The sequence below is a fragment of the Thermaerobacter nagasakiensis genome (genome assembly GCF_055396825.1).
In genome coordinates, this window is the sequence record NZ_AP043740.1 from 2575674 (window position 1) to 2590345 (window position 14672).

A 14672-nucleotide genomic window follows, 5' to 3' on the forward strand; every position below is an offset into this window, starting at 1 on the left:
GGGCCCGCCGCCCGATGGCTCCGCCTCCCGCGAGTCTCTCTGCGTTGGGGTTGCTCCCTCCGGCTCCCTTGCGACCATCTCCCTCCACCTCCACTTTCAAGCCGCCGCACAGGCCGGGACCGGCCCCTGCCAGGGGTCGAACCCGCCAGTCCCGCTCAGCCGGCACCTCTCGCCGGCGGCACAGGACCCCATCGTCCCGGCGCCAACGGCTCCACCGGCCCTCTCCCCCGGTTGTCGAACGGCGGTGGCGCCGCGGCCAGGGGGTGTCATCGATTTGACAAATTTGTCACACGGACAGGTTGGTTCGTCCCCGGAGCGGCATGTCCTGCCCGTCCCCAGGGGGATTCTGGCAGCGGCGCCCTGACATGGCATGGAATTGGGCTGGAAGGTGGCGAAAGGGCAGGAACGGCGGCGAGGGGTGGAGATAAATTGCGCTGGTCGCAGGTGGCTAGGATGGCCGGGTACCCGCGATTGCCAGGGTGCCGGTGGCCGAACGACAACGGTCGTGGGCCACCATCAGGTCGACGGTCACCGCTCCCGTCGACGGTCACCGCTCCCGGGAGACAGGGAAGCGGGGCGGCCGGGATCGGCGGGCTTGCCGGCTCCCCTCTGGACCGGCCCCCTCACGGGACCGGCTCATCCTGCTCTCATCACGGGACCGGCCCCGGCCGGGTGCCACCGCCCCCATGGCGCCGAACGGCCCGCAGGACCAGGGCGATGAAGCGAGCGTTGTCGACCACCACCCGCCGCCAGCGCTTGCGGGGCTCCAGCATCATCCGGTAGACCCCCTCCAAGCCGGCCCGCTGGATCCACTCCGGGGCCCGGCGGGCGACACCGGCCAGCACGTCGAACCCGCCCCCCACACCCTGGGCGTAGGTCACGCCCGTTTTCGCAAACCACCGGTCGAGGAACCGCTCCTGACGGGGGCTGCCCAGGGCGACGAAGAGCAGCCGTGCCCCGCTCTGGCGGACCTGCTCCACCACCGCCGCCTCCTCATCGGCGCGGAAGTAGCCGTGGTGGGTGCCCGCCACCTGCAGGCCCGGCCAGCGGCGGGTCGCCTCGGCGGCGGCCCGTTCCACCACCTCCGGGCGGGCGCCCAGCAGGAAGACCGGCCAGCCGTGGCGGGCGGCCTCAGGCAGGAGGGCCAGCATCAGGTCGACCCCCGGGACCCGCTCGGGAACCTCCAGGCCCAGGCGGCGGGCCGCCCAGAGGGGGCCGGCCCCGTCGGGGCTGACCACGTGGGCGCGGCGGATGAAGCCGCGCAGCAAGGGGTCTTCCGCCGCCCGGACGTACTTGGCGGCGTTGAGGGAAACCTGGAGGGTGGGCTCGCCCCGGGCGATGCGGTCGACGATGAGCCGCACCGTCTCGTCGAAGGTCAGCGCATCCAGGGGCAGCCCAAGCAGCTCGATGCGCAGGGAAGGCACCCTCCCCAACGGACGGAATCGGTCACCGGTCATCGGCCGGCCCGCTGGCTCAGGGACCGGTACAGCACCACCAGTTCCGCCGCCTGGCGCCAGCGGTCGTGCCGGGCGGCCAGCTGGGGGCCGTAGCGGCGGGCCCGCTCGCGGAAGCGGGGTTCGTCCAGCACGCGGCGGACGGCGGCGGCCAGGGCGGTCACGTCCCCCGACGGCACCAGCAGCCCGTAGTCGCCGTCCTGGACCACCTCCGGGATCCCGCCGGCCCGGCTGGCCACCACCGGGGTCCCGCAGGCCAGGGCCTCCAGCACCACCAGGCCGAGCCCTTCCTCCAGGGACGGCAGGACGAACACGTCGGCGGCGGCCATGGCGGCGGCCACCTGCTCCGGCGGCTGGGCGCCGGTGAAGGTGACGTGGTCCTGGATCCCCAGGGCGGCGATCCGGGCCTCCAGGAGCTCCCGGTAGGGCGGGTCGACGGCCGGCCCCACCAGCAGCAGGTGGCCGGCCCCCTTGCGCTCCCGTACCCGGGCGAAGGCCTGCACCAGCTGGTCGACGCCCTTGCGAGGGATCAGGTTCCCGGTGAACAGCACCAGGGGCTCCTGGCCGTAACGGGCGCGGACCGCCTCCCATCCCGGCGCCTCGGGCCGAAAAACCCGGGTATCGATGCCCGCACTTTGCACCATCACCCGCTCGGGCGGCACGCCGAAGTGGTGGACCACCCGGTCGCGCAGGAAGCGGGAGACGGCGATGACATGGTCGGCCCCCTGCAGCACCCGCCGGACCACGGGCTCCAGCCGCGGGTACCGCTCGGGAAGGACCAGCACGTCCGAGCCGTGGACCGTCACCACCAGCGGCCGCCGCGCCCAGCGCCGGAACAACATCCCCACCACGCCGCTGGGCACGGCGTAATGGGCGTGGACGGCGTCGTAGCGGCGGGGCAGCCGCGCCAGGCCCCGGAGGAACCAGCCGGCGTAGGCCAGCCGGCCCCGCAGGCCCCGGCCACGGCGGGGCATGGCCAGCACGTCGACCTCCGCCCCGGCCGCCCGCAGGGCCTCCACCTGGCCGTGGACGAAGAGGCCGAAGGCCGGTTCGTCCGGGTTGGGGTACATGTTGGTGATGACGAGGACGCGCAGGGGGCGCCCGGCGGACCGGGGGTGACGATCCGAGCCGGGACCGGCTGAGTCCGGGCGGGCCGGGTCCGGGCCGGGCGGGTCCCGGCGGGCCAGGTCCGGGCGGGACCGGCGGCCTTCCCCTTCGCCGGCGCCCTGGCCGGTGGCGGGCGGCGCCTCCTCAGCCGGCGTGCGCCCCGGCTTGGGCACTGGTGTCAGTGCCGGTGCGGGGGTAGCGGCGGACGCCGGTACAGGCCGCGGTGCGGGCGCCGGTGCGGGCGGCGGGCTGCCGGCCATGGGTCCTCACCCGCGGTGCAGCGTGCCGCTGCCCGGGCTGTCCGTCCCGGCCAGGCGGCCGGCGGCACCGGCGACCCCGGCACCGGCGGCCGCAGGGCCGGCGGCGCCAGCGGCCTCGGCCCAGGCCCACCGCGCCTTGCCGTCGCCCAGCACATGGACCTCGAAGCCGGCGGCTCGCCAGCGCTGGTGATCCAGGTGGTTGCGGGTGTCCAGCAGCACGGGCCGGGCCACCAGCTCCCGGACGGCCGCCGGGTCGATCTCCCGGAACCGGTCGTGGTCGGTGACCAGCACCAGGATGTGGGCGCCGCGGGCCGCCTCCTCCAGGGTGGCGCTGGGCAGCGGGCCCCGCCGCACCAGGGGATCGTAGGCCACCACGTCGAAGCCGCGGCTGCGCAGGATCCGGGCCAGCACGTAGGCCGGCGATTCCCGGCTGTCGTCGGAGTTGCCCTTGTAGGCCAGGCCCAGCAGGCCCACCTTGATGCTACTGGGCCGGATCCCGCCCGAGCGCAGGGCGCCCGGGGCACCGTTGGCAGCGCCGGGGGCGCCGTAGGCAGCGGCGGCTGCAGCGGGTGCTAGCCCCGCTTCCCCGCCGGGGGCAGCCCCAGCGTTGCCCGCGCCGTCGCCGGCCCCGTGGCCAGCCGCAGCGCGGAACCCGTCACCGGCCGCCGCCCGGAACTCGTCGCCGGCTTCGCCCCCTGCGGGACCGCGACCCGGCCCCCGGCCCACCGTCAGCTCCTCCACCCGCTCGGCCACCACCACGGGCATCCGGTCGTTGGTGGTGCGGGCCTGGCGGATCAGGGCGGTGGCCAGGGGCGCCCGTTCCACGATGAACCAGGGGTCGACGGCGATGCAGTGGCCGCCCACCCCCGGCCCCGGCCGGTGGATGTTCACCCGCGGGTGCAGGTTGGCCAGCTCGATGGCCTCCCAGACGTTGACGCCCACCCGCTCGGCGGCCAGGGCGAACTCGTTGGCCAGGGCGATGTTCACGTCCCGGTAGGTGTTCTCCATCAGCTTGACCAGCTCGGCGGTGGTGGGGTCGGTGATGCGGATCTCGCCTCGGACGAAGGTGGCGTAGAGGACCCGGGCGCGCTCGGCGGCCCGGGGCGAGGCGGCCCCGATAAGGCGCGGGTTGCCCGGCAGCTCGATCAGGATCCGGCCCGGCAGGACCCGCTCGGGCGAGAAGACGTAATCCAGCCCTTCCACCCGGCTCTCGATGATGGGACGAACCAGCCGCTCCAGCGTCCCCGGCGGCACCGTGGACTCCAGGATCACCATCTGGCCCGGCTGCGCCACCTCGGCCACCGCCTCGGCGGCCTTGCGTACCGCCGTCAGGTCGGAACCGCCCGTCTCCCGGTCCAGGGGCGTCGGCACGGTGATGATGTACACGTCCCGGCTCTCCAGCTGCCGGGTCACGCGAAAGCGGCCCGTGGCGCGGACCTCCTGGAGCAGCTCGGGCAGGCCGGGTTCTTCCACAGGGCATTGGCCAGCGTTCAGGGCCGCCACCAGCTCCGGGTTGATGTCGACGCCCAGCACGTCGACCCCGGCGCCGGCGAAGAGCAGCGCCGTGGGCAGGCCCACGTACCCCAGGCCGATGACGGCAATCCGTTCGGGCATCTCATCGTCCTCCCTGGCCATAGGGTTACGGATGCGCGGTGCCGGAAACGGCCGCACGGTCCAAACCTTATTAATTCCTTGCACACGGGCGGCCCGGCGGCAAGGGGCCGGTGGGGGCGTGTGGGCGGGGCCCCCATGCCGCGGCGCGCCCCGCATGCCGCGCCCTGAGCCCGCATCCCCCGGCGCCATCCGGACACCGCGGCACCCCGCACCCCGCCACCACAACCCCCGGAGGACCAGGGCGTCACCCACCTGCCCGCGACGGCATCCGATCGCTCCGGCGGGGCCGGTATGCTGCAGCCGAACCCCGGGTGCCCTCGGGCGCCACCCGCCCGACCCGGCGGCACCCCGTACCCCACCGCCGTATCCCACCCCCGCTCCCCGCGGCCACCCCCTTCACGAGGCGGTCCCGGCCGTCGCTCGCACCCGCAGGATGAACCACGTCCCCAGCACCAGGAAGACCAGCCCCACAGGGAAGAAGGCCGCCCAGCCCAGAAGGTCGACCACGGCGCCGTAGGGGGGCGGCGAGATGAGCCCCGCCACGGCGATGGCCAGGTTCCAGAGCCCCGTGTAGGTGCCCAGGGTGCCGGGCGGCGCCAGGTTGATCAGGATCGGATAGGAATTGGTCATCAGCAGCGCCCAGCACAGGCCCGCCAGGGCGAAGAGCACCGGGACCAGGGCGCCCGGCGGCTGCAGGGCCAGGGCCAAGAAGGCCAGGACGATGCCCACGCTGCCCAGGCGGGTGGCCCGCAGCCGGCCGATGCGGTCGCCCAGGATGCCGGCGGGGATCGAGAGCAGGATGAAGGGCCCGGCGAAGTAGCCCAGCATGAAGGTGGCCTGCACCTGGCTCAGGCCCAGGGCCTCGGTGCCGTAGCGGGTGAACATGTTCTGGGCGCCGTTGACGGCGGCCACCCAGGCCAGGGCCGCAAGAAGAAGCCAGAAGGCCCGGCGGTCGTCCGAGCGGGCCACCGCCCGCAGGGCCACCAGCAAATGGCCGCGCTGGGCCGGGGCGCCGTCCCCCGCCGGCGCGGCGGCCGGTTCGTCCCCCTGGCTGCCGGCGAACCGGGCCAGGCGCCGCTCGGGCACCAGAAGGGCCACCAGGGCCAGCGACGCCAGCACCACCAGGGCCGCCTGGTCGAAGGGCAGGGTCCGGCCCCGGTCGAAGCTGGGCGAGAGGACGAAGATGGCCAGGATGGCCCCCAGCCCACCCATCAGCATGATGATCCCGTTGGCCCGGGCCCGCTTGTCCGGCGGGGTGACGTCGGGCATCAGGGCGACGGCGGGGCTGGAGTAGACGCTGATGCCCACGTTCATGATCACCGTGGCCAGCAGCAGGAAGGCCAGGCTGTGCTCCCGGGGGATCAGGACGAGCCCCAGGGCCGTCAGGGGAACGCCTATAAATATGAAGGGCATGCGCCGGCCCAGGCGGGTGGACACCCGGTCGCTCAGCGCGCCGAAGTAGGGCTGGATCGTGGCGGCGGCCACGTTGTCCAGGATCATGATCAGGCCGATGAGGAAGTTGCTGGCCAGGTACTGCCCGTAGAAGTTGGGCAGGTACGCGTTGTAGAGGGTCCAGACCACCTGGATGCCCAGGTAGCCGGTTCCCAGTACCACCACTCGCCACCAGCCGGCCCAGGGCTCGTCCCCCGGGCTGCCGGTGCGGCCCGCCGTGTACGCCGGGTTGGCAGCCACCGCGACCCCTCTCCCCTTCCCCGCGATCCGGGCGAATCCCCGGCCCCGCCCGCCGGCGGGATGCCGGCGAGGGCCGCTGGTTCGGTATCAACGGCATCACCGGCATCATGGGCCGGTTCGGCATCGCGGGCCGATTCGGCCCCGGGGCCCCTCGTCCTCGACGCCGGCGGCCGCTGGCTGCCGCTTCGCCCGGCGCCGGGGGCCGGTTCGACACCGTAAGCGGCCGTCTTCGGCAGGACCCGCCCTGGCTCGCCCGTGTATCGATGGGATTATTTCCCCGGCAATGGTTCGGTTCCCCCTGGGTGACGTCCCTTTCGCCTCCTGTTTCCCCTCCCGTTTCCCCTCCCGCTTCCCCTGCCGTTTCCCCTGCTCGGAGCCGGTTTCCCCTGCCGAACGCCGGTTTCCCGGGGAGACAACCGGCCCCACCCGGATACCAGAAACTGCTATTCTAGCCGCCCGCGGCCGCGAACACGCTTCCTCTTGAATGGCATCATGCCGCAGCGCCTGATATCACGCAGCCAACGCCGTCCGGGGCAGCACGCAAGGCCACCTGGGGCGGCACGCAAGGAGGGGGAAGGGTGCAGCGCACCGTCCACGAGGTCCTGGAGCTGCGGGACCTGATCGTCGCCTGCGATGCGGCGGCCAACAAGCTGCTCCACGCCGCCAGCACGGCCCGGGACGCCGACGTGGTCCAGATGCTGGGGGCGCACCAGCGGACCTTCCGACAGCAGTGCCAGCAGCTCAAGCAGGCGCTGGCCGGCGAGGGCGGGCTGTACGGGCTAGGGACCGCCCGCGACGGTGGAACCGGCTTCGCGGCGCCGGCTACGGGCCCGGCGACGGCCGCCTTCGGCCCGGAGGCTTTCGGCGGCGACCCGGGAGATGCCAGTGGCCGGGGTGGCCCCGCCATGGGGGTCTTCGGTGCCCCGGGGAGCCCCGAGGCGGCTGCAGGCTTCGGCGCGGGGCCAGGGACGGCCCCCTTCGGGGCGGGCCCGGGAACCGGGGCGTACGGCTCTGCCGGTCCGGGCGCCGTACCGGTGAGCGGTCCGGCCGGCGGTCCGGGGGCGGCCCCGCGGCCCGTTCATCCGGCGGAGGCCGGCGGTGCGCCGGGTTACCCGCCCACCGGTCCGGGTACCTACAGCTACCGGCCCGCCGCGGCGACCCCTGATCACCGCTACCGGGCGGGCGACCCGGCCGGCGACGGCCTGCGGCCCATCCGCGGCGGCAGCCCGGAGCTGGGCCCCCAGGGGGAGGGCGCCCGCACGACCCACCAAGCCCTGCGGCACCGGCCTGAGCTGGTGGGCTGGGAACCCGGGGCCGGCAACAACGAGGGCTGGCAGGCCGGAGCGCGGCGGGAACCGGCGGGCCTGGAGGCCCGGGCAGGGGCAAGTGGCGGCGGTACCGTGACCCGGGCCCAGGCATCCGTGGCGCCCGTGGCGCCGGGGAGCGTCAGCGCCCCTGTGGCGCCGGGGAGCGTCACCGCCTTCGACCGTCCGGGCGCCGGCCGGGCGGAGGCCCTGGGCCAGGCGGCTTACTGGCGGGCCGGGCTGGCGGGAGCCCGGGAGCCCGGGGTGGGCGGCTACGGCGACGGGGGCGGCTTCAGTGGCGCCGCGCGCGGCTACCGTGGTGTCGCAGGCGGCTACGGCGGCCCTGCGGGCGGCTACGACGGCGCCCTGGGTGCCCACGGTGACGCCGCGGGCGGCGCCCGGATGGAGGCTGGCTCCCTCGGCGGGCCGGCCGCCCGCAGGGCCGCGGAGGCGGGCGGCGCCGGGCGGGATGATGCCGGCCTGCGCCCGGGTGGGGCTCGGGCCGCCGGCGCCCCCGAAGCCGAGGCCTTCACCGCCGTGCGGCCCGTGGGGTATGGCCCCGGGGCCGCGGCCCAGGTGGCCGGCAGTCCAGTCCCGGTGGCCGAGGCAGGGCCCGGCTTCCGCGGTCACTGGACGGCCCAGGGTGGGCCGGAGGGCGGCACCGGCACCGCAGGGATCCGCTTCGACTCGCCCCGGGTGGAGTTTGCGCCCGACTGGGCAGCCGCCCCATGGAGCGGCCCGGCGGCCGGTTCGACCCCGGCGCACCTAGATGCCCGGCCGGGCCACGGCCCCCAGCAGGTCGTGGGCTACACCGCGCCCCCATCCGCCTGGATGCCGGAGGCGGCGCAGCAGGGGCCGGCTCAGGCCGCCGGCGTCCGCCTGGCCGATCCCGATGCCCTGGCCGTGGCGGACTGCCTGCAGGATTGCAAGCACATGGCCGTCCGGATGATGATCGCCGCCACCGAGGCGGCCGACCGGCACCTGCGCCGGACCTTGTACCAGATGGCAGGCCAGCACCTGGAGATGGCGGGACAGCACTACGAGTGGCTGCGGCGGCGGGGACTCTACACCGTGCCCCCTGCGCCCGTCGAACTGATCCGCCACCTGGAGGACGACATCCGGCGGACCGAAGAGGCCCTCAAGGTGGCGCCGGCCATGGACGGCACCACCGGCGACGGGGCCCTTGGCACCATGGCCCACGGTACGCCCGGGGGCGCCGTCAACACCAGCCTGGCCGGTTATCCTTCGGGCGGCCTGAAGGGAGCCTTCGGCGGCCAGCAGATCCGCAACTAGCCGGAGGCATGGGGCACCGGTGGGCCGTTCGCGGTGGGCCCATCGCAGCGAGCCCTTCGTGCGCGGCGGGCCCTGGCGCTGGGCCGTTGGCGCGTGCGGCCGTGCGGCCGTTCGAACGGCGGGCCGTTCCGGTACGGTGCGTACCGGAACGGCCCGCCTTGCCTACCGGCACCCTACACGGGCACCGGCGGGCACCGTGCACGGGCGCCGTCGGGCACCCTGCGCGGGCGCCGGCGGGGATGCGGTACCGGGATCCCCTGGTGTGGTGCCGCCGCCCGCGATGGGTTGCGGGCCGCATCCTGTAACCCCCGGTTCACCGCCGGTAACCGTTCACCACCGGTCACCGCTCACCGCCAGCAACCCTTCACCGCGGCAACCCTTCACCGCCGGTCACCGTTCACCGCGACTCGCTGCTGTTCACCCCGCCCCACCGGCCGCTGGCCGGCCCGGGGCAACTCTTCCGCCAGCCGCGGGCGCAATCTGCAAGTTCCACATCATAAACTTTCTTAACGATCCCTTGACGGGGTCCCCGCGCCCCGTATAATCATGCCTAAATATTCGTTTCCAATCTTCACCGAGCGAATCGCTTCGTGGACCCGCCCCGCAGTGCCGGACGACTCATCCCAAAACATGCGGACACACCCGGCATAACGTGGGCGCTTATCCTGAACGATTGGACCCGCCCGGGCCACAGGGTTCATACAATAGGGTGTATAACCGGTGAAAGGGTCCGGGTGAGTCCCCGCGCCATGGCGCGGTTCGTCCGCAAGATCCGCGAAAGAAAACTTGCAACATGCACCGTCCCCCGGCCGGCGGGCCTGCCCTTCCGGCGGACCGGCGGGCAAAGGAGGGATCCCGATGCACCGGCAACCGCCCGATCCGACCCCCCACCCGGCCCGGCCCAGGCTGCCCGAGCACGACGCCTGCGGCGTCGGTTTCATCGCCACCCTGTCCGGCCGCCCGGAGCCGTCCCTGGTAAAGCTGGGCCTCGAGGCGCTCCACCGGCTGCGGCACCGGGGCGGCGTGGCCGCCGACGGCATCACCGGCGACGGGGCGGGCGTGATGACGGAGATCCCCCGCCGCCTGCTGGCCCGGGAGCTGGCCGGGCGGGGCCTGCGCCTTCCGGCCGGCGACCTCTTCGCCCTGGCCGCCTGCTTCCTCCCCCGGGACCCCGCGGCGGCGGCACGAGCCCGGTCGCTGCTGGAGGCCAGCTGCCGCGACCAGGGCCTGGAGGTCCTGACCTGGCGTGCCGTGCCGGTGAACCCCCGGGTGCTGGGACCCATCGCCGCCGCCAGCCAGCCGTCCATCTGGCACGCGGTGATCGTGCCCGGCCGGGGCGTGGCTCCGGGCCTCCCCTTCGACCGGGCCCTGTACCTGGCCCGGCGCGCCTTCGAGCGCAGGGTGGCCGGGTTCGATCCGCGGCCGTACGTGGCCTCGATGTCTTCGCGGACCGTGGTGTACAAGGGGCTCCTGATGGCTTCCGACCTGGACCGGTTCTACCTGGACCTGCAGGATCCGGACTTCGCCACGCGGTTCGTGATCTTCCACCAGCGCTACAGCACCAACACCACCCCCACCTGGGAGCGGGCCCAGCCCTTCCGCCTGCTGGGGCACAACGGGGAGATCAACACCCTCCAGGGCAACGTCAACGGCATCGCGGCCCGGGAGCCGTGGCTGGCGGTGCCGGATTGGCCGGAACTAGCGCCGGAGGCGGTGGCGCCGGTGATCGACCCCTCGGGCTCGGACTCGGCCATGCTGGACAACGTGCTGGAGCTTTTGGTCCTGGCCGGCCGCGACGCCCGCCACGCCCTGATGATGCTGGTCCCCGAGGCCTGGGAGAAGGTGGGCGACCTGTCCCCCGTGCTGCGGGACTTCTACCGGTTCCACGCCTGCCTGACCGAGCCGTGGGACGGACCGGCGGCGCTGGTGTTCAGTGACGGCCGCTGGGTGGGGGCGCGGCTCGACCGTAACGGGCTGCGGCCCATGCGCTACACCGTGCTGAAGAGCGGGCTGGTGGTGGCGGCTTCCGAGGCGGGGGTGCTGGACGCCGACCCGGCGGACGTGGACGAACACGGCAAGCTGGGGCCCGGCCAGATCATCGCCGTCGACCTGGTGACGGGCCGGTTCCTCCGCGATGAGGAGGTCAAGGCGGAGGTGGCCGCCCGCCGCCCCTACGGGCGCTGGACGGAGCAGATCGTGACGGCGCCGGCGGCGGCTCCCGCGGCCGGAGCGGCTCCGGTGCCCGGGCTGGCCCCGGCCGGGGCCAGCCCGGATCGGGCACCCGGGGCGGCCCCAGCTCCGGTCCCCGGCGCGACCCCGGCCCTCGCCCCCGCACCCGCGGCGGCCGCGGCTCCCGGCGACCCGTCCCCCGCTCCCCTGCCGCCCCTGGCCGCCTTCGGCTGGACGCGGGAGGAGCTGACGGTGGTCGTCCGGCCCATGGTGGAGACCGGCAAGGAGCCCGACGGCTCCATGGGCGACGACACGCCCCACGCCGTCCTCTCCCTGGTGCACCGGCCGCTCCACCACTACTTCCGCCAGCGCTTCGCCCAGGTGACCAACCCGCCCATCGACCACCTGCGGGAGGAGCTGGTTTTCTCCCTGGCGGTGCGGCTGGGCCGCCACCCCAACCTCCTAGTGGAGGAACCGGCCCAGGCGCGGGTCATCGAGCTGCCCGGGCCCGTGCTGACCGAGTCCCAGATGGCCTGGCTGCGGCAGGTGGGCTCCCTGGCCCCCGGCGCGGGAGGGTTCCGGATGGCCGAGCTTTCCATGCTCTTCCCCGCCACCGGCCCGGCGGCCCTGGAGCCGGCCCTGGACGCCCTCTGCCGCCAGGCCGAGGCGGCGGTGGACGCCGGTTCGTCCATCCTGATCCTGACGGACCGGGGCGTGGGGCCGGACCAGGCGCCCATCCCCGCCCTGCTGGCCGTGGGGGCGGTCCACCATCACCTGCTGCGGGCGGGCAAGCGGGCCCTGGCCTCCCTGGTGGTGGAAAGCGGCGAGCCGCGGGACGTCCACCACTTCGCCGCCCTGGTCGGGTACGGGGCCTCGGCGGTCCACCCGTACCTGGCGCTGGCCGTGGCCCGGGAGATGGGAGGCGACGAGGGCGCCCTGCGGTTCATCCGGGCGGTGGAGGCCGGCCTCAAGAAGGTCATGTCCAAGATGGGCATCTCCACCCTGGACGCCTACCAGGGGGCCCAGATTTTCGAGGCCATCGGCTTGGACCGGGCGGTGGTCGAACGCTGCTTCACCGGCACGCCTTGCGCGGTGGGTGGCAACGGGCTCAGGGAGCTGGCGGAGGACGTGCTCTACTGGCACCGGCAGGGGTACCCGGCCGCCGGGGCCCAGGCCACCGCCGCAGGCGGGCTTGAGGAAGGCGCCGGGATCCAGGCCGCGAGCGGGGCCCAGGCAGGCGCCGGGGTCCGGAAGGCGGGCGGGTCCCGGGCAGGCACCGAGGCCCAGCCAGGTGCAGGGTCGCCGCCCGGGGCCGCCCCGGGCGAGACCGCCCGCGGCCACGAGCTGGCCGCCACCACCGCCGACGGGTACGGGTTCTTCAAGTTCAAGAAGGATGGCGAATTTCACGAGTTCAACCCGGAGGTGGTCCGCGCCCTGCACGAGGCGGTGCGGGCGGCGGCCAAGCCCCGGCCAGGGGTGCTGGACGGCGACTTCCTGGCCTCCTACGAGCACTACCGCCGCTTCAGCCGGCTGGTCCACGACCGGCCGCCCAGCCAGCTGCGGGACCTGCTGGAGTTGCGCCCGGACCGGCCGCCGGTTCCTCTGGATGAGGTGGAGCCGGTGGAGGCCATCGTGCGCCGGTTCTCCACGGGCGCCATGTCGGTGGGCGCCCTCTCGCCCGAGGCCCACGAGAACCTGGCCATCGCCATGAACCGCCTGGGCGGCCGCTCCAACTCCGGCGAGGGGGGCGAGGACCCGGCCCGCTACGGCACGGAGCGCAACAGCGCGGTGAAGCAGGTGGCCTCGGGGCGCTTCGGCGTCACCCCCGCCTACCTGGCGTCGGCGGTGGAGATCCAGATCAAGATGGCCCAGGGCTCCAAGCCCGGCGAGGGCGGGCAGATCCCCGGCCACAAGGTCACGGAGCTCATCGCCCGCTTGCGGCACACGGTGCCGGGGGTGCCCCTGATCTCCCCGCCGCCGCACCACGACATCTATTCCATCGAAGACTTGGCCCAGCTGATCTACGACCTCAAGCAGGCCAACCCCGAGGCCCTGATCTCGGTCAAGTTGGTGGCGGAGACGGGCGTGGGCATCATCGCCGCCGGTGTGGCCAAGGGGTACGCGGACATCATCGTCATCAGCGGGCACAGCGGCGGGACCGGCTCGTCCCCCCTGAGCTCGATCAAGCACGCCGGCCTGCCGTGGGAGCTGGGACTGGTCGAGACCCAGCGGATGCTGGTGGCCAGCGGCCTGCGGAGCCGGGTGACGGTGCGGGTCGACGGGGGCCTGAAGACGGGCCGGGACGTGCTGGTGGCGGCGCTGCTGGGGGCCGACGAGTACTCCTTCGGCACGTCGGCGCTGGTGGCCGAGGGCTGCGTCATGGCCCGGGCCTGCCACACCAACACCTGCCCGGTGGGCATCGCCACCCAGGCGGAGCGGCTGCGCCAGCGGTTCCCCGGCACGCCGGAGCACGTGATGAACTACTTCCTCTACATGGCCCAGGAGGTGCGCGAACTTTTGGCGGGGCTCGGGTACCGGTCCCTGGACGAGGTGATCGGCCGGGCGGACCTGCTGGTGCAGAAGCCAGCTTCCCTGCCCCGGGCGGAGCGGATCGACCTGTCGGGGCTGCTGGTGCCGGCAGCGCCGGTGGCGGCAGCCAACGGGGCCGCGGGGGCGGCACCGGCCGCGGGTACATCCGCGCCGGCACGGCCGGCCGGTGCTCCGGGGACCGCGGCCGCGGACGAACCGGCTCCCGCGCTGCGGCGGCTCCAGCTGCGGAACCCCCTGCCGGAGGACGACAACCTGGGCCGCCGCATCGCCGCGGAACTGGAACCCTACATCGAGCGGCGGCGCCCGGTCCGGCGCAGCTACACCATCCGCAACACGGACCGCACGGTGGGTGCCACCGTGGCCTGGGCCATCGCCCGCCGCTACGGCGACCAGGGGCTGCCGCCCGGCACGCTGCACCTGTCCTTCCGGGGCGTGGCGGGCCAGTCCTTCGGCGCCTTCTGCATCAGCGGCCTGCACCTGGAGCTGACGGGCCTGGCCAACGACTACGTGGGCAAGGGCATGGCGGGCGGCGAGATCGTCATCCGGCCGGAACCCGGCACCCCCGCCGACCCCGCCCGCAACGTGGTGGTGGGCAACACCGTGCTCTACGGGGCCACGGGCGGCGCCCTCTTCTGCGCCGGGGCGGCGGGCGAGCGGCTGGCAGTGCGCAACAGCGGCGCCGTGGCCGTGGTGGAGGGGGCGGGCGATCACGCCTGCGAGTACATGACGGGCGGCACGGTGGTGATCCTGGGCCCCACCGGCCGCAACCTGGGCGCCGGCATGACGGGGGGCACCGCCTTCGTCTACGATCCCCACGGCGCCCTGGCCACGCGCCACCACGCCCCGTCGGTGGAGCTGTTCCGGCTGCCCGAGGTGCCCAGCCCCGCCGCCCTGGAGGCGGCCCGGGAAACCCTGCACGGCCTGGTGGTGCTCCACGCCCGCCGCACCGGCAGCGCCCGGGCCCGGGAGCTGCTGGCCCAGTGGGACCGGGTTCTTCCCCACTTCTGGTGGGTGGTCCCCCGGGCCTCGCGAGAGCGGATCCTGGAAGAGACAGCATTGGTCCTGCCGGCGGTGGCCGCCGGCCTGGACTGAGGCGGCCTGCTTACGGGCACGCCACACCCCCCGATGCACGGCAGCGGGCCGGGTTCGTCCCCGGCCCGCTGCCGTTGGACAGCGCTCTCCTGCGGCCCCACCGCCCGACGGGGCACCTCGCGGTACGGTGCCAGACA

The 14672-nt window shown here is 74.4% G+C and carries 6 protein-coding genes; 2 read left to right on the forward strand and 4 right to left on the reverse strand.

The features are described 5' to 3' along the window. Positions 1-650 precede the first annotated feature (650 nt). The 4 genes from ACZ5T9_RS10940 to ACZ5T9_RS10955 all read right to left on the reverse strand — a co-directional run bounded on the left by ACZ5T9_RS10940 (position 651) and on the right by ACZ5T9_RS10955 (position 6127). Positions 651-1424 carry a WecB/TagA/CpsF family glycosyltransferase gene (locus tag ACZ5T9_RS10940; RefSeq protein WP_464833106.1) on the reverse strand — a complete coding sequence of 258 codons (774 nt, stop codon included), beginning with the start codon at positions 1422-1424 and terminating at the stop codon, positions 651-653. Positions 1425-1453: 29 nt separating this feature from the next. Further along, positions 1454-2734 carry a glycosyltransferase gene (locus tag ACZ5T9_RS10945; RefSeq protein WP_464833107.1) on the reverse strand — a complete coding sequence of 427 codons (1281 nt, stop codon included), beginning with the start codon at positions 2732-2734 and terminating at the stop codon, positions 1454-1456. 93 nt (positions 2735-2827) lie between these two features. Further along, positions 2828-4435 (reverse strand): nucleotide sugar dehydrogenase, encoded by a 1608-nt coding sequence (locus ACZ5T9_RS10950; RefSeq protein ID WP_464833108.1) that lies wholly within the window; start codon positions 4433-4435, stop codon positions 2828-2830. A gap of 396 nt (positions 4436-4831) precedes the next feature. Next, positions 4832-6127, reverse strand: a complete 1296-nt coding sequence (locus tag ACZ5T9_RS10955; protein WP_464833110.1) for an MFS transporter — start codon at positions 6125-6127, stop codon at positions 4832-4834. Positions 6128-6705: 578 nt separating this feature from the next. Here ACZ5T9_RS10955 and ACZ5T9_RS10960 point away from each other — a divergent pair. Then, positions 6706-8724, forward strand: coding sequence for a spore coat protein (locus ACZ5T9_RS10960; RefSeq protein ID WP_464833112.1), 2019 nt, complete (start codon positions 6706-6708; stop codon positions 8722-8724). Positions 8725-9582: 858 nt separating this feature from the next. Continuing rightward, positions 9583-14535: a glutamate synthase-related protein gene (locus ACZ5T9_RS10965; protein WP_464833113.1), complete on the forward strand. Its 4953-nt coding sequence runs from the start codon at positions 9583-9585 to the stop codon at positions 14533-14535. Positions 14536-14672 lie beyond the last annotated feature (137 nt).